This is a genomic window from Enterobacter sp. Acro-832, from assembly GCF_011752745.1.
Taxonomy (GTDB): Bacteria; Pseudomonadota; Gammaproteobacteria; order Enterobacterales; family Enterobacteriaceae; genus Enterobacter; species Enterobacter quasiroggenkampii.
The window spans coordinates 994,764-1,014,908 of record NZ_VWWX01000001.1 but is presented as its reverse complement, the minus strand read 5'-3'; the positions used below and the strand labels follow the sequence as shown (position 1 = coordinate 1,014,908).

17 protein-coding genes and 1 pseudogene are annotated in these 20,145 nt (G+C 56.0%); 12 read left to right on the top strand and 6 right to left on the bottom strand.

Annotation, left to right across the window (positions count from 1 at the left end; translation table 11 throughout):
- Positions 1–74: 74 nt before the first annotated feature.
- The 7 genes from F3J31_RS04680 (at position 75) to mglC (ending at position 8,269) form a co-directional block, all read left to right on the top strand.
- Positions 75–1,223: a YbfB/YjiJ family MFS transporter gene (locus tag F3J31_RS04680; protein WP_167211609.1), complete on the top strand. Its 1,149-nt coding sequence runs from the start codon at positions 75–77 to the stop codon at positions 1,221–1,223.
- A gap of 102 nt (positions 1,224–1,325) precedes the next feature.
- Positions 1,326–1,994 (top strand): GTP cyclohydrolase I FolE, encoded by a 669-nt coding sequence (folE, locus tag F3J31_RS04675; protein ID WP_008500927.1) that lies wholly within the window; start codon positions 1,326–1,328, stop codon positions 1,992–1,994.
- A gap of 19 nt (positions 1,995–2,013) precedes the next feature.
- Complete coding sequence (gene yeiB / locus F3J31_RS04670) at positions 2,014–3,171, top strand: DUF418 domain-containing protein YeiB (RefSeq protein ID WP_167211606.1); 1,158 nt, start codon at positions 2,014–2,016, stop codon at positions 3,169–3,171.
- Between the two features lie 155 nt (positions 3,172–3,326).
- Complete coding sequence (gene galS / locus F3J31_RS04665; protein ID WP_032675202.1) at positions 3,327–4,349, top strand: HTH-type transcriptional regulator GalS; 1,023 nt, start codon at positions 3,327–3,329, stop codon at positions 4,347–4,349.
- A gap of 295 nt (positions 4,350–4,644) precedes the next feature.
- Positions 4,645–5,643: a galactose/glucose ABC transporter substrate-binding protein MglB gene (gene mglB / locus F3J31_RS04660; protein WP_008500923.1), complete on the top strand. Its 999-nt coding sequence runs from the start codon at positions 4,645–4,647 to the stop codon at positions 5,641–5,643.
- Positions 5,644–5,722: 79 nt separating this feature from the next.
- Complete coding sequence (gene mglA / locus F3J31_RS04655) at positions 5,723–7,243, top strand: galactose/methyl galactoside ABC transporter ATP-binding protein MglA (protein WP_008500922.1); 1,521 nt, start codon at positions 5,723–5,725, stop codon at positions 7,241–7,243.
- Between the two features lie 15 nt (positions 7,244–7,258).
- Positions 7,259–8,269, top strand: coding sequence for a galactose/methyl galactoside ABC transporter permease MglC (mglC, locus tag F3J31_RS04650; protein ID WP_008500921.1), 1,011 nt, complete (start codon positions 7,259–7,261; stop codon positions 8,267–8,269).
- Between the two features lie 50 nt (positions 8,270–8,319).
- On the opposite strand, the gene F3J31_RS04645 is transcribed toward mglC, so the two are convergent.
- From F3J31_RS04645 to F3J31_RS04620, 6 genes are all read right to left on the bottom strand, one after another.
- The gene (locus F3J31_RS04645) at positions 8,320–9,708 is read right to left on the bottom strand and encodes a glutamine synthetase family protein (protein ID WP_167212036.1); all 1,389 of its coding nucleotides are present in this window, start codon (positions 9,706–9,708) and stop codon (positions 8,320–8,322) included.
- A 124-nt stretch (positions 9,709–9,832) separates the two neighbouring features.
- Positions 9,833–10,549, bottom strand: a complete 717-nt coding sequence (gene sanA, locus F3J31_RS04640; protein WP_008500918.1) for an outer membrane permeability protein SanA — start codon at positions 10,547–10,549, stop codon at positions 9,833–9,835.
- Between the two features lie 127 nt (positions 10,550–10,676).
- Positions 10,677–11,561 (bottom strand): cytidine deaminase, encoded by an 885-nt coding sequence (gene cdd, locus F3J31_RS04635; RefSeq protein ID WP_046091540.1) that lies wholly within the window; start codon positions 11,559–11,561, stop codon positions 10,677–10,679.
- Between the two features lie 129 nt (positions 11,562–11,690).
- Positions 11,691–12,386, bottom strand: coding sequence for a CidB/LrgB family autolysis modulator (locus F3J31_RS04630; RefSeq protein ID WP_008500916.1), 696 nt, complete (start codon positions 12,384–12,386; stop codon positions 11,691–11,693).
- Positions 12,383–12,778 (bottom strand): CidA/LrgA family protein, encoded by a 396-nt coding sequence (locus tag F3J31_RS04625; RefSeq protein ID WP_045908676.1) that lies wholly within the window; start codon positions 12,776–12,778, stop codon positions 12,383–12,385. Before F3J31_RS04625 ends, F3J31_RS04630 begins: the two co-directional genes overlap by 4 nt.
- 184 nt (positions 12,779–12,962) lie before the next feature.
- Positions 12,963–13,673, bottom strand: a complete 711-nt coding sequence (locus F3J31_RS04620) for a type 1 glutamine amidotransferase (RefSeq protein WP_167211603.1) — start codon at positions 13,671–13,673, stop codon at positions 12,963–12,965.
- Positions 13,674–13,732: 59 nt separating this feature from the next.
- Between F3J31_RS04620 and F3J31_RS04615 the strand changes: the two genes are divergently transcribed.
- From F3J31_RS04615 to bglF, 5 genes and pseudogenes are all read left to right on the top strand, one after another.
- The gene (locus F3J31_RS04615) at positions 13,733–14,530 is read left to right on the top strand and encodes a helix-turn-helix transcriptional regulator (protein WP_167211600.1); all 798 of its coding nucleotides are present in this window, start codon (positions 13,733–13,735) and stop codon (positions 14,528–14,530) included.
- A 41-nt stretch (positions 14,531–14,571) separates the two neighbouring features.
- A complete protein-coding gene (gene dusC, locus F3J31_RS04610; protein ID WP_045908673.1) occupies positions 14,572–15,504 on the top strand; it encodes a tRNA dihydrouridine(16) synthase DusC in 933 nt (310 codons plus the stop codon).
- Positions 15,505–15,863: 359 nt separating this feature from the next.
- Positions 15,864–17,153, top strand: coding sequence for a carbohydrate porin (locus tag F3J31_RS04605; protein ID WP_240152749.1), 1,290 nt, complete (start codon positions 15,864–15,866; stop codon positions 17,151–17,153).
- A 166-nt stretch (positions 17,154–17,319) separates the two neighbouring features.
- The gene (gene bglG, locus F3J31_RS04600) at positions 17,320–18,153 is read left to right on the top strand and encodes a transcriptional antiterminator BglG (RefSeq protein WP_023616723.1); all 834 of its coding nucleotides are present in this window, start codon (positions 17,320–17,322) and stop codon (positions 18,151–18,153) included.
- A 29-nt stretch (positions 18,154–18,182) separates the two neighbouring features.
- Positions 18,183–20,143: pseudogene (gene bglF / locus F3J31_RS04595) on the top strand (PTS beta-glucoside transporter subunit IIABC); the annotation flags it as partial.
- Positions 20,144–20,145 lie beyond the last annotated feature (2 nt).

Genomic DNA, 20,145 nt, shown 5'->3' with positions numbered 1-20,145 from the left:
GAGTAACTTTCACTTTCGCCAGACGGCGAGATGCTGCATCATAAATTTACTTTTCTTTAACAATTGGAGCGGTCATGGCGCTGCGTATTGCGCTCAGTGGGTTTGTCGTGCTGGTGGTGGCGATGGGGATAGGGCGCTTTGCCTTTACGCCCCAGGTGCCGCTGATGATTGCTGCCGGACAGCTTACGCTGACCAGCGCGGGTCTGGTGGCGGCGATGAACTATCTGGGCTATCTGGTGGGCGCGTGGGATGCGATGCGTGCGCACCGCTTCGTTGAAACGCGCCTCTGGCTTGGCATCACCGGCGCGGTGGCGCTGACGCTGCTCTCCGCGGCGGCGGAGAACGCCGTCGTGCACGGCCTGCTGCGTTTTGTCATCGGCTGCATGAGCGGCTGGTCGATGGTACTCATTGCCGCCTGGACAAACGAACGGCTGGGACAGCTGGGTAAACCGGGTCTGAGCGCTGCCGTATTTGCCGGGCCGGGGGCGGGTATTGCGCTGAGCGGCCTACTCGCCGTCTATATTCAGGCGAAGTCCCTGTCGGCCGGGGCGGCATGGCAAATCTACGGCGTGCTGGCGCTGGTGCTGATTGCCCTGGTGGCGCGCTACCTGCCGCGATCCGGGCAGCTCCATCGACCCGGCACCGCGCCGGAGCCGCTGGTGCTGACGGCGGATTTAACGCGTCTGGTCTGGAGCTACAGCCTGGCCGGGTTTGGTTATATCCTCCCGGCGACCTTCCTGTCGCAAATGGCGGCCGTGCGTTTTCCCGGCAGCCTGTTTGCCCAGTTTGTCTGGCCGATTTTTGGTCTCGCCGCCGTGGTGGGGATTGCGCTCAGTATTCTGTTACGCCATACCTCAACGGCTAACCGCAGGCTGGCTATCGTACTGTGGTTACAGGGGGCGGGCGTGCTGGCGGCCTGGCTGCTGCCGGGGATTGGCGGGTTGCTGACGGGCGGGCTGCTGGTGGGCGGCGGCTTTTTGTGTGCCGTGCAGCTCTCTCTTTTATACGGTCGCGAGCTGGCGCCAAACCACACGCGCTATATGGCGGGCCTGCTCACCACCGGGTATGCGATTGGGCAGTTGATTGGCCCGGTCACCTCGGCGTTATCAACCTGGTTTACCCACCGGCTGGAGCCGGCGCTGGGGCTGGCGGGCGTGGCGCTGTTCGTTGGAGGAGCCCTGGTCTGGAATCGTCACGCTGAAAGGCAACAGCAATTGCAATAATTATCGTCGTGAATACTGGATTATGTGCGCCGCCTCACGCACAATGAACGCATACTTTTGCCACAACGAGGGCAAAAGACGCCACACCTGCAGGAGAACAAAATGTCATCACTCAGTAAAGAAGCTGCCCTGGTCCACGAAGCCCTGGTTGCGCGCGGTCTTGAAACGCCACTGCGTCCGCCCGTACAGGACTTGGACAATGAAACCCGCAAGCGTCTGATTGCCGGTCATATGACCGACATCATGGAGCTGCTGAATCTCGATCTGAGTGACGACAGTCTGATGGAGACGCCGCACCGCATCGCGAAAATGTACGTCGACGAAATTTTCTCCGGCCTGGATTACGCCAACTTCCCGAAAATCACCGTCATTGAAAACAAGATGAAAGTGGACGAGATGGTCACGGTTCGCGATATCACGCTGACCAGCACCTGCGAACACCATTTCGTGACCATTGACGGTAAAGCGACCGTGGCGTATATCCCTAAAGACACGGTGATTGGCCTGTCGAAGATCAACCGCATCGTGCAGTTCTTCGCTCAGCGTCCGCAGGTGCAGGAGCGTCTGACCCAGCAGATCCTGACCGCGCTGCAAACGCTGCTGGGCACCAATAACGTGGCCGTCTCTATCGACGCGGTTCACTACTGCGTGAAAGCGCGCGGCGTGCGCGATGCCACCAGTGCGACCACTACAACCTCGCTGGGCGGTCTGTTTAAATCGAGCCAGAATACCCGCCAGGAGTTCCTGCGCGCCGTACGTCACCACAACTAAGTCTTACAGGGCAGGGACCATGGAGCGAAACGTCACGCTCGATTTTGTTCGCGGCGTCGCCATTCTCGGTATCCTGCTGCTTAATATCACCGCCTTCGGTTTGCCGAAGGCGGCGTATCTCAATCCCGCGTGGTATGGCGACATCACCCGCAGTGATGCCTGGACCTGGGCAATCCTCGATCTCTTTGCGCAGGTCAAATTCCTCACGCTCTTTGCCCTGCTGTTTGGCGCAGGCCTGCAGCTTCTCCTCAAACGCGGCACGCGCTGGATCCAGTCGCGCCTGACGCTGCTGGTTATCCTCGGCTTTATCCATGGCCTGTTCTTCTGGGACGGCGATATTCTTCTTGCCTATGGGTTAGTCGGGCTCATTTGCTGGCGCCTCATTCGCGATGCGCACAGCGTTAAAAGCCTGTTCAACACCGGGGTGATGCTCTATGTCATGGGGCTTGGAGTATTGTTGCTGCTGGGGATGATCTCCGGCGAGACGACAAACCGTGCCTGGATCCCGGATGCCGCTAACCTGCAGTACGAGCAGTTCTGGAAGCTGAAGGGCGGAACGGAAGCGATAAGCAACCGCGCGGATATGCTGGGGGACAACCTCCTTGCGCTGGGCGCGCAATACGGCTGGCAGCTGGCGGGTATGATGCTGATGGGCGCGTCACTGATGCGCACCGGCTGGCTGAAAGGGGAATTCAGCCTGCGTCACTATCGCCGTACCGGCGCTGGTCTGGTGCTGCTCGGCGTGCTGATTAATTTCCCGGCGGTGATGGTGCAGTGGCATATCCACTGGGATTACCGCTGGTGCGCGTTCCTGCTCCAGGTGCCGCGTGAACTGAGCGCGCCGTTTCAGACCATCGGCTACGCGGCGCTGATCTACGGCTTCTGGCCCTCGCTTTCTCGTCTGTGGATGGTCAGCGCTATCGCCTGCGTGGGCCGCATGGCGTTAAGTAATTACCTCCTGCAAACGCTGATTTGCACCACGCTTTTCTATCACTTTGGCCTGTTTATGAAATTCGACCGCCTTACGCTGCTGGCGTTTGTTATTCCGGTCTGGGCAGTAAACCTGGCGTTTTCTGTGCTCTGGCTACGCTATTTCCGCCAGGGACCGCTGGAGTGGGTATGGCGTCAGTTAACCGCACGTGCTTCAGGGATATCATTGAAAAATACATCCAGATAACGATCTGGATCACAATCATTAACAAAACGGATGTAAGCGTTTTCATGACTGTGAGCTTCTTCACGTAGTCCCCTTTCTCTCGCTGCCAAAATAGCCACCTTGCTAAACACAGGGGGTGTCTGTGAGTTGCTGCAATCCTTTGAAGGATGGTGAATATGATCACCATTCGTGACGTCGCCCGTCAGGCGGGCGTTTCTGTGGCTACCGTCTCACGCGTGCTCAACAATAGCGCGCTGGTCAGCCCTGAAACCCGTGAAACCGTAATGAAGGCCGTGACCCAGCTCGGGTACCGGCCAAATGCCAATGCCCAGGCGCTTGCGACGCAGGTTAGCGACACCATCGGCGTGGTGGTGATGGATGTCTCAGATGCCTTTTTCGGCGCACTGGTGAAAGCGGTCGATATGGTCGCCCAGCAGCATCAGAAATATGTCCTGATCGGCAATAGCTATCATGAGGCGGAAAAAGAACGTCATGCCATTGAAGTGCTGATCCGCCAGCGCTGTAACGCCTTGATTGTCCATTCAAAAGCCTTGAGCGATGAAGAGCTAACCGGATTGATGGAGCAGATCCCGGGTATGGTGCTGATTAACCGCATCGTTCCCGGCTATGCCCACCGCTGCGTCGGGCTGGATAACGTCAGCGGCGCCATGATGGCCACGAAAATGCTCATCAACAACGGGCATCAGCGGATCGGTTATCTGGCCTCCAGCCATCAGATTGAAGATGACGAACTGCGGCGCGAGGGGTGGCAAAACGCCCTGAAAGAGCACGGCATTACGCCATCCGAAAGCTGGGTGGGGACCGGCACGCCGGACATGCAGGGCGGTGAAGCGGCGATGGTAGAGCTGCTGGGCCGCAATCTGCAGCTGTCTGCGGTGTTTGCCTATAACGACAGCATGGCGGCAGGCGCCCTGACGGCGCTGAAAGATAACGGGATTGCGGTGCCACAGCATTTATCACTCATTGGTTTTGATGATATCCCGATTGCCCGTTACACCGACCCGCAGCTGACAACCGTGCGTTACCCCATTGCCTCTATGGCAAAACTGGCGACTGAGCTGGCGTTACAGGGGGCTGCTGGCATGCTGGATCCGGGGGCAACACACTGTTTCATGCCGACTTTAGTGCGTCGCCACTCCGTCGCGGCCCGGCAAACTGTGGTTCCGATCACTAACTGATTACATGTGGTGATGTAACCGTTTTCAATCTGTGAGTAAATTCACAGTATCTTAACAAGGCGCTGACTATGATGTCAGCGTTTTAGGGGCTGAAACGCTATGTAACAGTGATTATTCACTTTCACTATAGCCAATGTGCCGCAAACAACGAATAAAACGCATTTCTGGAGCGTTACCGAACACGGAAGAGAGAAATTTTATAAGTGAACCTCGGCTGTCAGTAACGTTTTATTAACATCTGCCCGCCGCTCATTATTCACAAGAACTACCCTGCATAAAAAAAACCGGAGATACCATGAATAAGAAGGTGTTGACCCTGTCTGCTGTAATGGCAAGCATGCTTTTTGGTGCAGCAGCGCACGCTGCGGATACCCGTATTGGTGTGACCATCTATAAATACGACGACAACTTCATGTCTGTTGTGCGTAAAGCGATTGAGAAAGATGCGAAAGCAGCGCCAGACGTTCAGCTGCTGATGAACGACTCCCAGAATGACCAGTCCAAACAGAACGACCAGATCGACGTTCTGCTGGCGAAAGGCGTGAAAGCCCTGGCCATCAACCTGGTTGACCCGGCTGCAGCAGGCACGGTTATTGAAAAAGCGCGCGGCCAGAACGTGCCGATCGTCTTCTTCAACAAAGAACCTTCCCGTAAGGCGCTGGATAGCTACGATAAAGCGTATTACGTCGGTACCGACTCCAAAGAGTCCGGTATTATTCAGGGCGATCTGATCGCGAAACACTGGGCGGCGAACCCGAACTGGGACCTGAACAAAGACGGTCAGATTCAGTTCGTGCTGCTGAAAGGCGAACCTGGCCATCCGGATGCTGAAGCGCGTACCACCTACGTTATCAAAGAGCTGAACGACAAGGGCCTGAAAACCCAGCAGCTGGCGTTAGATACCGCGATGTGGGATACCGCTCAGGCGAAAGATAAGATGGACGCGTGGCTGTCCGGCCCTAACGCGAACAAAATCGAAGTGGTTATCGCCAACAACGATGCGATGGCAATGGGTGCGGTAGAAGCGCTGAAAGCACACAACAAATCCTCTATCCCGGTATTCGGTGTGGATGCGCTGCCAGAAGCGCTGGCGCTGGTTAAATCCGGTGCGATGGCCGGTACCGTGCTGAACGATGCCAACAACCAGGCGAAAGCGACCTTCGATCTGGCGAAAAACCTGGCCGATGGCAAAGGTGCGGCAGATGGCACCAACTGGAAAATTGACAACAAAATCGTTCGCGTACCTTACGTGGGCGTCGACCAGTCCAACCTGGCTGAGTTTATCGGTAAATAAGTAAGCGGTACTGTCTCCACTGGGCGCAATTCGTTGCGCCCTTTTATAACGCGATATGCGAGGCCAACAAGGTATAATTATGGTCAGCACAACAACTCAGTCATCCGGTGAATACCTGTTGGAAATGAGCGGTATCAACAAGTCATTTCCCGGCGTTAAGGCACTCGATAATGTTAATTTAAAAGTGCGTCCTCACTCTATTCATGCCTTAATGGGGGAGAACGGTGCGGGTAAATCAACATTATTAAAATGTCTTTTTGGGATCTATCAAAAAGATTCTGGCAGCATTCTTTTTCAGGGGAAAGAGATCGATTTCCATTCAGCGAAAGAAGCACTGGAAAACGGTATCTCGATGGTTCACCAGGAATTAAACCTGGTGTTGCAGCGTTCAGTCATGGATAACATGTGGTTGGGGCGTTATCCCACCAAAGGTGTCTTTGTCGATCAGGATAAAATGTATCGCGACACCAAGGCGATTTTCGACGAGCTGGATATTGATATCGATCCGCGCGCCCGCGTGGGAACATTATCCGTCTCCCAGATGCAGATGATCGAAATTGCCAAAGCGTTCTCCTATGATGCGAAAATCGTCATCATGGACGAACCGACATCGTCATTAACGGAAAAAGAGGTTAACCACCTTTTTACCATTATTCGTAAGTTGAAAGATCGCGGCTGCGGCATTGTGTACATCTCCCACAAAATGGAAGAGATCTTCCAGCTTTGCGATGAGATCACCATCCTGCGCGACGGCCAGTGGATTGCCACACAGCCGCTGGAAGGGCTGGACATGGACAAAATCATTGCCATGATGGTCGGCCGTTCCCTGAACCAGCGCTTCCCGGACAAAGAAAACAAGCCGGGTGAAGTGATTCTGGAAGTGCGCAATCTGACCTCATTGCGTCAGCCGTCTATTCGCGATGTCTCCTTCGACCTGCACAAGGGTGAAATCCTGGGGATTGCCGGGCTGGTGGGGGCAAAGCGTACCGATATCGTGGAAACCCTGTTTGGCATTCGTGAGAAAGCCGAAGGCACCATTACGCTGCACGGTAAGAAAATCAATAACCACAACGCCAACGAAGCCATTAATAATGGTTTTGCGCTGGTGACGGAAGAGCGTCGTTCGACCGGTATTTATGCTTATCTGGATATTAACTTTAACTCGTTAATCTCTAACATTCGCAATTACAAAAACAAAGTTGGGCTGTTGGATAACTCCCGCATGAAGAGCGATACCCAATGGGTGATTGACTCCATGCGCGTGAAAACGCCAGGCCACCGCACCCAGATTGGTTCGCTGTCAGGCGGTAACCAGCAGAAAGTGATTATTGGCCGTTGGTTATTAACGCAGCCAGAAATTCTGATGCTGGATGAGCCGACCCGCGGTATTGACGTCGGTGCGAAGTTTGAAATTTATCAGCTGATTGCCGAGCTGGCGAAAAAGAATAAAGGGATCATTATTATTTCTTCCGAAATGCCGGAATTGTTAGGGATCACGGACCGTATTCTGGTTATGAGCAATGGTCTCGTCGCCGGTATTGTTGACACCAAAACGACAACGCAAAATGAAATTTTGCGTCTTGCGTCTTTGCACCTTTAAGATCAGGGGCTCCTCATGAGTGCGTTAAATAAAAAAAGTTTTCTCACTTACCTGAAAGAAGGCGGTATTTACGTTGTTCTTTTAGTCTTGCTGGCAATCATCATTTTCCAGGACCCTACGTTCTTAAGCCTGCTGAACCTGAGTAACATTCTGACCCAGTCCTCCGTGCGTATTATCATTGCGCTGGGCGTGGCGGGCCTGATCGTGACCCAGGGGACGGACCTTTCTGCCGGTCGTCAGGTAGGTCTGGCGGCGGTTATCGCGGCAACCCTGCTGCAGTCGATGGAAAACGCCAACAAGGTCTTCCCGGAAATGGCCACCATGCCGATTTTCGTGGTGATCCTGATTGTCTGCGCCATCGGCGCGGTGATTGGTCTGATCAACGGTATTATCATCGCCTACCTGAACGTGACGCCATTCATCACTACCCTGGGTACGATGATCATCGTTTACGGTATCAACTCCCTGTACTACGACTTCGTCGGTGCTTCGCCCATCTCGGGCTTTGACAGCGGCTTCTCGACCTTTACGCAAGGGTTTATCGCGCTGGGCAGCTTCCGTCTGTCGTACATCACCTTCTATGCGCTGATTGCGGTCGCTTTCGTCTGGATCCTGTGGAACAAAACGCGCTTTGGCAAAAACATCTTCGCTATCGGCGGTAACCCGGAAGCGGCGAAAGTCTCCGGCGTAAACGTTGCCCTGAACCTGCTCATCATCTATGCCCTGTCCGGGGTGTTCTACGCCTTCGGCGGGATGCTGGAAGCGGGCCGTATCGGCTCTGCAACGAACAACCTTGGCTTCATGTACGAACTGGATGCGATTGCAGCCTGCGTGGTGGGCGGCGTTTCCTTCAGCGGCGGCGTGGGGACGGTGCTCGGCGTGGTGACCGGTGTGATCATCTTCACCGTCATCAACTACGGGTTGACCTACATCGGCGTGAACCCGTACTGGCAGTACATCATCAAGGGCGCCATCATTATCTTCGCGGTTGCGCTGGATTCACTGAAGTACGCCCGTAAGAAGTAATCGTTTCTCGCCATACCCGGCCCGCTCACCGAGCGGGCTTTTTTTATGCCCTATGCCAGATGGCACTCCTCCTGCGTCACAATGCGCTCAAACCAGTCGAGTGCAGAGAGCTTGCAGGCGACCCACTGTTCGGAAAAGGCGTCGCCCAGGCTGTCGGTGAGATACTGACAGCGGGCAAAGGCCTCAATCGCCTCCTGCTGGAACAGCGGCAGTTCGGGTTGGTCGTGCTGCGGCTCAGGGAGATCCCCCTCGTCGATATGTTCCAGCCCGTACAGCATGCCAGTCAGAATTGTGGCCGCCACCAGATACGGATTCGCATCGGCCCCGGCCAGCCGGTACTCAATGCGACGATTGCCGTCATCCGAGCAGGGAATACGCAAGGCGGCGGAGCGGGTGTTATAGCCCCAGGAGTTAAAGACGGGTTCCGTCAGGTTTTTACGCAGGCGACGAAACGCGTTGACCCCCGGCGCAAGAATGGCGACGGAGGCGGGCATCAGCGCCAGCTGGCCCGCGATGCACAAACGCATCATGCTGCTCAGCGCGTTCACCGGCGAGGCAAAAACGTTTTCGCCACGGCTGTTGTTCAGGCTGAAATGGATGTGCAAACCGCTGCCGGACAGCTGGCTGAAAGGCTTAGCCATAAAGTTGGCCTGAAGACCGTGCTTTTCAGCGACATAGCGGGTCAGGCGGCGCAGGGCCAGCACGTTATCACAGACCTCAACGACGCGCTGGCTGTGCTTCAGGTTTAATTCGTACTGTCCGGACTCGGCTTCCGCTACGACCCCTGACAGCGGGATGCGCTGCAGGTGCGCCAGCTGTTCCAGCTCGTCAAACAGCGCCGCATGCGCCGACGAGGTATCCATGTGAAAACAGCCCTGATTTTGCGGATCGCGTTCGCCCTGTCCCGTCAGGTAAAACTCAATTTCCGGGGCAATGACCGGGAAAAGGCCGTGCTGATGGAAGCGGGCCACGACGTTTTGCAGTATCGCGCGCGGCTCAAGCGGGCAGGGGTTACCGTCGCTGTCTTTCATCGTCAGCAGGATCTGCGCGGTGTGCTCCGGATCCTGCGGACAGGGACGCAAAGAGCCGGCGACCGGGACGCACAGCCGATCGGGTTCATCATAAAGCGGGGCGGCGATTTTTCCCTTCTGATCCATTGAGTAGACGGAAAGCGGAAAATAACAGCCTTTTTCCAGACTCAGCATGCTCTCCACCGAGAGGCGCTTGCCGCGCATCGTGCCGTTGATATCGTTCAGGTAAACGTCGACATGTTTCGTCTGCGGGTAACGTTCCAGATAATCGGCCACTTCCACGGCAACGTTGTGCTGCAGGGCGTCAATTTTTTCATCCAGCCAGAGACCAGAATGGAGTGCGCCAGGGAGTGATAAGCCGGGAAAGTTAAAGTACGGACGGAGACTTTTGAGGAAAAACGCATTCATTATTGAGTTCATAGTCATTCTTCAATGAAGCCGTAGCGGCAATGAACTCAGCTTAAAAGAGCCGACGTAAAGGGGAGATAAAAAGCGTCAGGCCCAGCGTAAAGAAAGTATAAAGGCGGTTCCGCTATTTCTCTTTTTTCTGCATATCGAGCAGTTGCTCAGGCGTGACGGCCGGGTAACCCTGCGCGTCTTCCGGCACTTCGTGCATCGCCGGAATCGGCACCAGCGGGCCTAAAAAGCGTGGTTCGCGCTTAAAGATATACAGATCGGCCAGGGCACCAAAGCGGGCGCCGAACTCGCGCACGCGCACGCTCAGCATATCTTTTGGCGACGGCACCGCGTAGCACTGCGCCTGAATACCCATATGCAGGGCGATAAACAGCGCGCGCTCGCAGTGGAAGCGCTGGGTGATGATGATGAAGTCGTTGGTGTCGAAGACCTTGCGCGTACGCACGATGGAGTCCAGGGTGCGGAACCCGGCGTAGTCGAGCACGATATCGGCAGGATCCACGCCCGCGGCAATCAGGTCCTTCCGCATCGTCACCGGTTCATTGTAGCTTTGCAGGGCGTTATCCCCGCTCAGCAGCAGATAGTTCACCTTGCCGCTGTTGTAGGCGTTCAGCGCGCCCTGGATGCGGTAACGGTAATACTGGTTGATGACGCCGGTGCGGTAATACTTGGCGGTGCCGAGCACCACGCCAACCTGACGATAGGGCAGGTCCTGCAGGTCATCAAAGATGTAGGGGGCGGTTTTCCAGCTCATCCAGCGGTCGAGACCGAGCACGATCAACAGCAGTATGCCGACCAGGACAGACAGGCTGTAAAAAACGCGCTTTAACATGCAGATGGCTCGTACCGAAGGTGAAATTTAACTCAGGCTACTTTACCCGCCTGGTTAGCGCAAGAAACAGCGACTCAACTGAGGGGTTTTTCAGCAAACAGGCGGGCATTTCTGCCCGCCGGAAGGATTACGCCAGCAGTACGCGGTCAATCGTCGTACAGCCCAGCGCTTTAAGCGTTGCGGCAGTGGCATCCCACTGAATCAGCGGCGCATCGGCAATTTCAGCCAGAATGGCGCGCTGAATGTCAGGATAATCATAGCCGTTCAGGCTCAGCAGGTTGAGTGCGCCCTGCAGCGGCGGCAGCGTTGGGTTAAACGCGGCGTTTTCCGCATAGCTGCCGGTGAAGATTCGGCCATCGCGGCACTGCAGCGCCACGCCGCTCGGGGACTTGCTGTACGGCGTGTGGCTCTTGTTGGCGGCGGCAATCGCCGCCTGGCTCAGGTCATCGCCGGACAGGGCGAAACCGTGGTTCTGCTCGTCCATCAGCAGGGTTTTGATCTCCAGATCTTTCGGGCCAAACGCGTCAGGCAGGTAATCCGCCAGCGTGTGCGGCGCGCGGCCTGGCAGATTGATGCGCAGCTGCAGCCCGCTGTTCAGCTCGTTCATAAACTGACGGCAGTGGCCGCACGGAGTGTAGTTAACGGTAATGGCGCTCAGCGCTTTTTCACCGCGCAGCCAGGCGTGACTGATGGCGCTCTGCTCGGCGTGCACGGTTTGCTGCATGGTTGCGCCCAGGAACTCCATGTTGCCGCCGAAGTACCAGGTGCCGCTGACGCCGCGCGCAATGGCCCCGACGTTGAAGTGGGAGAGATCGGCCCGCGCGCAGGCGGCAGCCAGAGGAAGCAGTGCGAAAGCCAGCGCGTCTTCGTCCAGTCCCGTTGCCTGTTTCAGCATCGTGACCTGCTCCGCGGTCAGCAGGGCGGGGAAGTGCGCATCTGCCAGAACGGGAGCAAGGGCTGACTGCAAATTCTCTGCAAGCTGGGCGAAAGCAGCTTGAAAACGTGGGTGCATGGCGTTTGCCTCATAAAGGTTAATGGATCGGTAGTTTACGGAGCCGTCAGGGCTTTATATGTGATCCACTTCTCATTATGTATGCAACTTATGAAATCAAAATGAAATTTGCGCGACGCATCGCAAATTTTAGCCCATCACCGCCAGAATAAGCGGGAAAATGAACGGGGCCAGCAGGGAGGTAATAATCCCGCAGATCACCAGTGCCAGGGAGCTAAACGCCCCTTCCTGATAATCCAGCTCCGCGCAGCGGGCGGTGCCCAGCGCGTGCGAGGCGGTGCCCATCGACAGCCCCCGAGCCGCCTTAGTATGAATACGCATCGCGTTCAGCAGGGTGTGGCCAAACACCGCGCCGAGAATACCGACGAAAATGACGCACATCGCGCTGATGGCCGGAATACCGCCGAGGCTGCCCCCAACCGCCATCGCGATAGGCGTGGTCACCGATTTAGGCAGAATAGAGGCGGCAATTTGCGGCGAGGCCCCCATCAACAGCGCCACCGACGTACCGGTGATCATCGCCACCAGGCTACCCACAAAACAGATGGTAATGATGGATTTCCAGCGGGCGCGGATCTGGTGCAACTGCTCGTATAAAGGAAACGCCAGCGCCACGACGGCGGGCTGCAGCAGGTCGTTTAAGATTTTGCTGCCGGCAAAGTAGCGTTCGTAAGGAATGCCGGTGAGCAGCAGGAACGGAATAATCACCACCATCGCCACCAGCAGGGGATTCAGCAAGGGCATTTTGAAACGCGCGGCAAGCTTACGTGCGGCGAAAAAGACTGCCAGGGTGAGCGGCAGCGACCACCAGATATTGTCCATCATTTTTTTGTTTTCTCCCCAATCACGTTACGTTCGCCATGCACCAGATGTGAACTCCAGCTCACCACCAGGAAAACCACCAGCGTACTGACCGCGCAGGAGACCACAATCGGGCCGAACTGGGCTTTGAGCAAATCAAAATACTGCATGACGCCCACGCCGATAGGCACGAAAAGCAGCGCCATATAGCGAATGAGGACGAAGCAGCCGGGGTTGACCCACTTTGCGGGCAGGATTTGCAGCGCCAGCAACACGAAGAGGATCAGCATGCCGATAATGCTGCCGGGGATGGTGATGGGCAGCAGCGACGCGATGAAAATCCCGGCATACAGGCAGGCGTAAATCAGGGCGAATGCGCGCAGATATTGCCAGATAATGTTCAATGATTTGCTCATGGTGTTAGTCCTTGCTGAAACGCATTCATCATACAATTAAACCTAAAAATGTGCCACGGATCACATCATGAATTTTGAGCATACCAGACATTCCGGAATGGAACGTCCGGTATCACCTTACCGGTGCAGGCTACAGTTTAGAGGAAAGGGATTGCGCTGGCGAAACGGCGTGCCAGAGAAGGTATCAGCGACAGGTGGTCAGTTTATCGAGAAAAGAAAACAGCACCTGGTTCATTTCGCGATAATCATGCGAGCGGAGTTTTTCCGCCGTTTCGACAAAACGGAATTCACCCGCGCGGCGGAGGTCACTCTGCGAATGCTCAATCAGCAACTCTACCACCTCCGGCGTCAGCTCCATATGGCACTGGAAACCGTAAACCCGTTCGCTGTATTGCACGATCTGGCGGGGACAGCCCTCGCTGTAAGCCAGAACCTTAGCCTGCGGCGTCAACCCTGGCATGTCGTTATGCCAGTGACCGACGTTCAGCACGCTGCCAAAGTCCTCAAACAGCGGGTTCGCCTTACCTGCATCTGTGAGCCTGACGGGAAATTTGCCGATCTCTTTTTCCGGGCTGTGGCAAAACGCTGCGCCCAGCGCTTCGCCGATAAGCTGTGAGCCCAGACAAACGCCTATCACCGTTTTACCTGCCTCTATCGCGCGGCTGATGAGCGCCTTTTCCGCCTGCGCATCAAACCAGGGGCATTCCTCACGCGTGGTGGCGGGGGACTGCGGGCCTCCCATGATGATAAGCAGGTCTATGTTCTCCAGTTCCTCAGGTAACGAATCGCCCTGATAAACTCTGGTGTAGCTCAGACTGCAGCCGCGACTTTTCCCCCAGATTTCATAGGCGCCAGGTGCCTCGAAATGTTCATGAATAATAAAATGGATGTGCATTGCGTCTCTCTCTGGTTACGTGTACAAGCAGCATCATAAGAGGAAGGGGGAAATGTGAAATGCCAACCGTTATCGATAAAACGCCAATTCACGACGATGCTATCGGATGGTCAAGAGGGGCAATTCGCTATACGCGCGGCGAAGTCGATCCGCCTCACCACCATTCGCAGGGACAACTTTTGTTTGCCATCAAAGGGGTCATGCTGGTCGAAACCGGCAGCAAACGCTGGGTCATACCGCCACAGCGCGCGCTGTGGATCCCTCCCTTTCAGGAGCATACCTACAGCGTGTTATCCACAACGGAGCTGCGCGCGGTCTGGTTTAGCCCGGCGCTGATAGCGCAATGCGAGCCTTTTAAGCGGAAAGACGAGGTTCACGTGATTATGGCAACAGCGTTGTTCAAAGAGCTGATTGCCGGGCTGTTCAGCGCGGAATACCGGCCAGCCAGTCAGCGCAGCATGGCCGTTTTGCTGCTCGATATCCTCAGTGAAGCTCAGCAAATCTCGGCCGAATTACCGATGCCCGTGGATGAGCGCTTACATCGCATTGCCTGTGACATCATTGCCAACAATCTCTGGGATCTTTCTCTGGAAAGGCTGGCGGAACGGGCCGCGATGTCTGAACGCACGTTTTCACGCGCGTTTATCAACGATACCGGCTTTAGCTTCCGGGCCTGGCGACAGCGTGCCAGGATTTGTGCCTCGCTGGATCTCCTCGCCAACGGATACCCGGTTAAGCAGGTGGCCTGGATGCTGGGCTTTTCCGGCCCGGCGGCATTTGCGGCGGCGTTTCGCGCCATTGTTGGGGCTACGCCGGGTGACTTTCTGCCTGAACAGAAGCGCTTCCCAGCGATATAGAGAGCGGCTACTATAGCGCGTCTTTTTTCACAGGTACTGCTATGCGTGTTTTACTGGCCCCAATGGAAGGCGTGCTCGACTCCCTCGTGCGCGAGCTTCTGACCGAGGTGAACGACTACGATCTCTGCGTGACGGAGTTTTTGCGCGTGGTCGATATGCTGTTGCCGGTAAAATCCTTCTTCCGGCTTTGCCCCGAGCTGCACAACCAGAGCCGAACCTCTTCCGGCACGCTGGTGCGTATTCAACTGCTCGGCCAGTATCCGGAATGGCTGGCGGAAAACGCCGCCCGCGCGGTTGAGCTGGGCTCTTACGGGGTAGATCTCAACTGCGGCTGTCCGTCTAAGCTGGTGAACGGCAGCGGCGGCGGAGCGACGTTGCTGAAAGATCCTGAACTGATTTACCGCGGCGCGAAAGCCATGCGCGAGGCGGTACCCGCGCATTTGCCGGTGACGGTTAAGGTTCGCCTGGGATGGGACAGCGATGCGCGGCAGTTTGAAATCGCCGATGCGGTGCAGCAGGCCGGCGCCACCGAGCTGGTGGTGCATGGCCGTACCAAAGAAGATGGCTACAAAGCCGATCGCATTAACTGGCAGGCGATCGGTGAGATCCGCAAACGCCTCACCATTCCGGTGATCGCCAACGGCGAAATTTGGGACTACGAGAGCGCGCAGGCCTGTCTGAACGCCACCGGCTGCGATGCGGTAATGATCGGCCGCGGCGCGCTGAACGTGCCTAACCTCAGCCGGGTGGTGAAATATAACGAACCGCGTATGCCGTGGGCAGACGTCGTCACGCTGCTGCAAAAATACAGCCGTCTGGAAAAGCAGGGCGACACCGGTTTGTATCACGTCGCGCGAATTAAGCAGTGGCTGAGTTATTTACGCAAAGAGTACGATGAAGCGCTGGGGTTATTTCAGGAGATTCGTACTTTACAGACGTCGGCTGATATTGCTCGGGTGATTCAGTCCAAATAATAAGCGTTAAATTGCTCACACTTTTTTAAAACAGAAAACAGTTCCGGTTTTCAACGTGGCGCGACGGTGTTAAGGTGCCACTGTTTTCAACGCAGGATTGTTACTGATTAACAGGCAAAACCTAAGCGTTTCACAGCATTTTCGCTGTGGAGCGCTTAGGTTTTTTTTTGCCTGTCGTTTACGCAGGAGAGACATTTGGCTTAGCGCTTTTTAATGATTTTAAAAAAATGAATTCTCGACAGGAAATAGAAAAATTTCCTGCGGCCGGTTACGCACTCAATACTCAATCACAGGTTGTTATTATGGCATATAAAAATAAACTCTATGCGCTCGCCTTATTGGCGATATCCCCGCTGTCGATGGCGCAAGACTGGAACGGTACGGTGTTAGGGTTTGAAGCTCCGCCGGAGCCTGTTCTCGGCGAAATGCTCGGCATACGTAAAATCCTTAACGATAACGGTTTTACCTATAACCTCGGATACCTGAATGAAATTGGCTGGAACGGCGGTGGTGGATATAACCACGACTCCCACGTGGCCTATATTGACCAGTTCGCGCTGACCTTCAACCAGGATCTGGAGCGCTGGACCGGTATTCCGGACGCGCGTATCGAGGGGAACATCGTCAACCGCAACCACAATGACGATCTCACCACCAAACGCGTGCAGGATCCGCGCGTCAACTTCAACGATCTGACTCAGGAGAGTTGGGGCGGGCAGTCGATTACCCGTCTGGGCTGGCTGACTTTTGCCCGCAGCTTTGACGACCGGCGTCTGACCTGGCGCATCGGGATGATGAACAAGGTACAAACCTTCGATCAAATTATCCCCTGTGATTTCCAGCTGCTGTCCCAGTGCGGCGGGAAGTCAGCCAACTCGCTGACCTGGAACAACTGGAACGTGCACACCTGGGGCACCACGCTTGCGTATAAACTCACGCCGACGCTAACCCTGAAGGGCGGCGTGATGGAGCAGAATCCGCAGGCCGCCAGCCGCAGCCATGCCTGGAGTTGGTCGACGAAGGGCAGCAAAGGGATCTTACTGCCGGTTGAAATCGAAGCGCGTCCGCTGATTAACGGCCTGCCGGGCGCATACAACCTGGGTGTGGTGTTTACCAACGCGCCGCAAACCGATCTCTATCGCGGCAAATCGGGTGGGGCGGGGGCGACGGACCCGGACGGATTCGATACGCACAGCCGGACCTGGTTTATGTACGCCGGACTGAACCAGCAGCTAACGCAGCATCAGGGTGATCCGAATCGCGGGTTGAGTACCTCGTTCAGCATGAGCCTTGCGGATCAGAGCAGTAACTACATGCACCAGGTATACGCCGCCTCGCTTCGCTACCGCGGGCTGTTTGATGCGCGACCGGAAGACTGGATTGGCTTTGGCTTAACCTGGATTGATATGAGCAGCCAGTACGCCCGCAACCAGCGTTACCTGAACAGCCTGAGCGGCGTAAGTGATTATGACAATCCGGCATATCACCCGGTTCCGGGCCATTCCCTGAACGGCGAGTTTTACTACCGTTTTCGTCCGGTGCCATGGCTTGAACTGCAGCCGGGCATTCAGTACTGGCACCATCCCGGCGGGGTCAGTCGCACCCAGGATGCCTGGGTCACCGAGCTGAAAACGGTGGTGACCTTCTGATATCACCGTAGCAAGTTCGATCCGCGTCACGTTTCTGACGCGTGATGCATTGAGGCTACGAATGAAACTGTTAGAGTGCCAGAACTGGATTGTTACTGCTTAGGCAGGCAAAACCTGATTTTCTGGCATCTGCCGGAGGTCAGGTTTTTTTGTTTCTGGGGTTCAGATGAAAATCGCCAAGATACTCAATAATAACGTGGTGGTTGTTCAGGATGAGCGCGGGCGCGAACAGGTGGTGATGGGCCGTGGGCTGGCCTTTCAGAAGCGCGTCGGTGAAGCGCTGGATACCGCGCTGGTTGAAAAGGTGTTTGCGTTACAAAGCGATGAACTGGTGCGTCGGCTTGGAGAACTGCTGAGTCAAATTCCGCTGGAGGTGATGACCACCTGCGACCGCATCATCGGGCTGGCGGCGCAGCGGCTGGGCAAGCTGCAGGAGAGCTTGTATATCACCCTCACCGATCACTGCTACTTTGCGATTGAGCGGCAGAAGAACGGGTTGGCCATCAAAAACGTGCTGCTGTGGGATATTAAACGACTGTATCCGAAGGAGTTCGAGTTAGGGCAGGAGGCGCGGGCCATTATCGCCAGACGCCTGAACGTCGAACTGGAGGAGGATGAGGCCGGTTTTATCGCCCTGCATCTGGTCACCGCGCAGCTGAACAGCGAAATGCCGGAGGTGATGCACGTGACGCGGGTGATGCAGGAGATCCTGCAACTGGTGAAGTATCAGCTGCAGCTTGAGTATGACGAAGAGTCGCTCAGCTATCAGCGTTTTGTCACCCACCTGAAGTTTTTTGCCCAGCGGATGCTCACCCGCACCGTGGTGGAAGATGACGATGTCTCGCTGCATACGGCAGTCAAAGACAACTACGCGAAGGCGTGGAAATGCGCCGAGAAAATCGCACAGCACCTGAACAAAAGCTATCAGCGTGAGCTGACAACCGAAGAAATTATGTTTCTCGCCATTCATATCGAGCGGGTGAGAAAAGAGGGGCGTTAAGCCTCAAACAGGATTGTTACTGCACTACGCAGGCAAAACCTGAGCGCGGCCTTCGTCAGAAGGCCGTTCTCGGGTTTTTTTATTTTTTGTACTCAGTCAACAGGTGCCTGCGGGCATCGGATGTAAGGAAATCGAGATGGAATACCAGGCTTTAGCGAAGGATATTCTCGGCCACGTTGGCGGAAAAGAGAACATCGTCAGTCTTGTGCACTGCGCGACCCGGCTTCGCTTCAAACTGAAAGACAATCAACGGGCGGATGCGGAAGGGCTCAAGAAAAATCCGGGCGTGATCATGGTGGTCGAAAGCGGCGGCCAGTTTCAGGTGGTGATTGGCAACCACGTTCACGACGTCTGGCAGGCTGTCCGCAATGAAGCAGGTCTTACCGATGACGCCCCTGTCGTGGAAGAGAAGGGGGAAAAGGGTAACCTGTTGGGCCGTCTGATTGATATCGTCTCCGGCATCTTTACCCCGTTTATCGGCATTCTGGCCGCGTCCGGTATTCTGAAGGGGCTGCTGGCGCTGGCCGTGGTGTGCGGCTGGCTCACGACCGGGAGCGGCACGTATAAAATCTGGTTTGCTGCCAGCGACGCGCTTTTCTTCTTCTTCCCGCTGGTGCTGGGCTATACCGCCGGGAAAAAGTTCGGCGGCAACCCATTCATTACCATGGTGATCGGCGGGGCGCTCACCCATCCAGTGATGATTGCGGCGTTCAACGCCAGCCAGCAGCCGGGCGCGGTGTCGGAAGCCTTTTTGGGCATTCCTGTCACCTGGTTCAACTACAGCTCGTCGGTGATCCCGATTATTCTCGCCGCGTGGGTGAGCTGCTGGCTGGAAAAGCAGAGCACCAGGCTGCTGCCTTCCTCGATGAAAAACTTCTTCGCGCCGCTGATCTGTCTTGCCGTGACCGTGCCGCTGACTTTCCTCGTTATCGGGCCGCTGGCGACCTGGCTGAGCCAGATGCTGGCGAACGGCTATCAGAGTATTTATGTTCTGGCACCGTGGCTGGCGGGCGCAGCGATGGGCGCGCTGTGGCAGGTCTGCGTCATTTTTGGCCTGCACTGGGGGCTGGTGCCGCTGATGATCAACAACCTGGCGGTGCTGGGGCATGACTCCATGCTGCCGATGCTCTTGCCTGCGGTGTTCGGCCAGGTGGGGGCGGCGCTGGGCATTTTCCTGCGTACCCGCGATGCGCGTCAGAAAATGCTGGCCGGTTCATCCGTGACGGCAGGGTTTTTCGGTATCACCGAACCCGCAGTGTATGGCGTAAACCTGCCGCTGCGCCGTCCGTTTATTTTTGGCTGCGTGGCAGGCGCTATCGGCGGAGCGATTGTCGGCTTTAGTGACACCCACGTTTACTCTTTCGGCTTCGCCAATATCTTTACTGTCGCCCAGATGATCCCGCCGGGCGGCGTGGACGCCACGCTGTGGGGCGGCATTATCGGTACGGTGGTGGCGCTGGTGCTGAGCTGCGGCCTGACGCTGGTCGCCGGTATGCCAGGAAACACCGCGCCAGAAGGGGTGGTCACCGCGGGCGAAAACGATGTGCTATCACCGATGACCGGTACCGTTCTTGCGCTCGACCAGGTGCCGGATACCACCTTTGCCAGCGGCCTGCTGGGCTGCGGCGCCGCGATTATTCCCTCCGATAACAAAGTGGTTGCCCCGTTTGCTGGCGTGGTGGCCTCGCTGTTCCAGACCAAACACGCCATTGGCCTGCTCAGTAACAGCGGAATCGAAGTGTTGATCCATGTGGGTATCGACACCGTGAAGCTCGACGGCAAGCCGTTTACTGCCCATGTGAAGGTCGGTGACACGGTGCAACCCGGCGATCTGCTGCTGGAGTTTGACCGACAGGCGATTATCGATGCCGGATACGATCTGGCGACCCCGATTATTATCAGTAACAGCGATGAGTATCGCGACGTGGTGACCGTGGCGGCAACGTCCGTCAATGCTGGTGCGCCGTTACTCAGCGTAAGCCATCAATAACA

Coding starts and splice junctions, on each gene's coding strand:
- F3J31_RS04680 (WP_167211609.1), top strand. CDS start 75: ATGGCGCTGCGTATTGCGCTCAGTGGGTTTGTCGTGCTGGTGGTGGCG.
- folE (WP_008500927.1), top strand. CDS start 1,326: ATGTCATCACTCAGTAAAGAAGCTGCCCTGGTCCACGAAGCCCTGGTT.
- yeiB (WP_167211606.1), top strand. CDS start 2,014: ATGGAGCGAAACGTCACGCTCGATTTTGTTCGCGGCGTCGCCATTCTC.
- galS (WP_032675202.1), top strand. CDS start 3,327: ATGATCACCATTCGTGACGTCGCCCGTCAGGCGGGCGTTTCTGTGGCT.
- mglB (WP_008500923.1), top strand. CDS start 4,645: ATGAATAAGAAGGTGTTGACCCTGTCTGCTGTAATGGCAAGCATGCTT.
- mglA (WP_008500922.1), top strand. CDS start 5,723: ATGGTCAGCACAACAACTCAGTCATCCGGTGAATACCTGTTGGAAATG.
- mglC (WP_008500921.1), top strand. CDS start 7,259: ATGAGTGCGTTAAATAAAAAAAGTTTTCTCACTTACCTGAAAGAAGGC.
- F3J31_RS04645 (WP_167212036.1), bottom strand. CDS start 9,708: ATGAATGCGTTTTTCCTCAAAAGTCTCCGTCCGTACTTTAACTTTCCC.
- sanA (WP_008500918.1), bottom strand. CDS start 10,549: ATGTTAAAGCGCGTTTTTTACAGCCTGTCTGTCCTGGTCGGCATACTG.
- cdd (WP_046091540.1), bottom strand. CDS start 11,561: ATGCACCCACGTTTTCAAGCTGCTTTCGCCCAGCTTGCAGAGAATTTG.
- F3J31_RS04630 (WP_008500916.1), bottom strand. CDS start 12,386: ATGATGGACAATATCTGGTGGTCGCTGCCGCTCACCCTGGCAGTCTTT.
- F3J31_RS04625 (WP_045908676.1), bottom strand. CDS start 12,778: ATGAGCAAATCATTGAACATTATCTGGCAATATCTGCGCGCATTCGCC.
- F3J31_RS04620 (WP_167211603.1), bottom strand. CDS start 13,673: ATGCACATCCATTTTATTATTCATGAACATTTCGAGGCACCTGGCGCC.
- F3J31_RS04615 (WP_167211600.1), top strand. CDS start 13,733: ATGCCAACCGTTATCGATAAAACGCCAATTCACGACGATGCTATCGGA.
- dusC (WP_045908673.1), top strand. CDS start 14,572: ATGCGTGTTTTACTGGCCCCAATGGAAGGCGTGCTCGACTCCCTCGTG.
- F3J31_RS04605 (WP_240152749.1), top strand. CDS start 15,864: ATGGCGCAAGACTGGAACGGTACGGTGTTAGGGTTTGAAGCTCCGCCG.
- bglG (WP_023616723.1), top strand. CDS start 17,320: ATGAAAATCGCCAAGATACTCAATAATAACGTGGTGGTTGTTCAGGAT.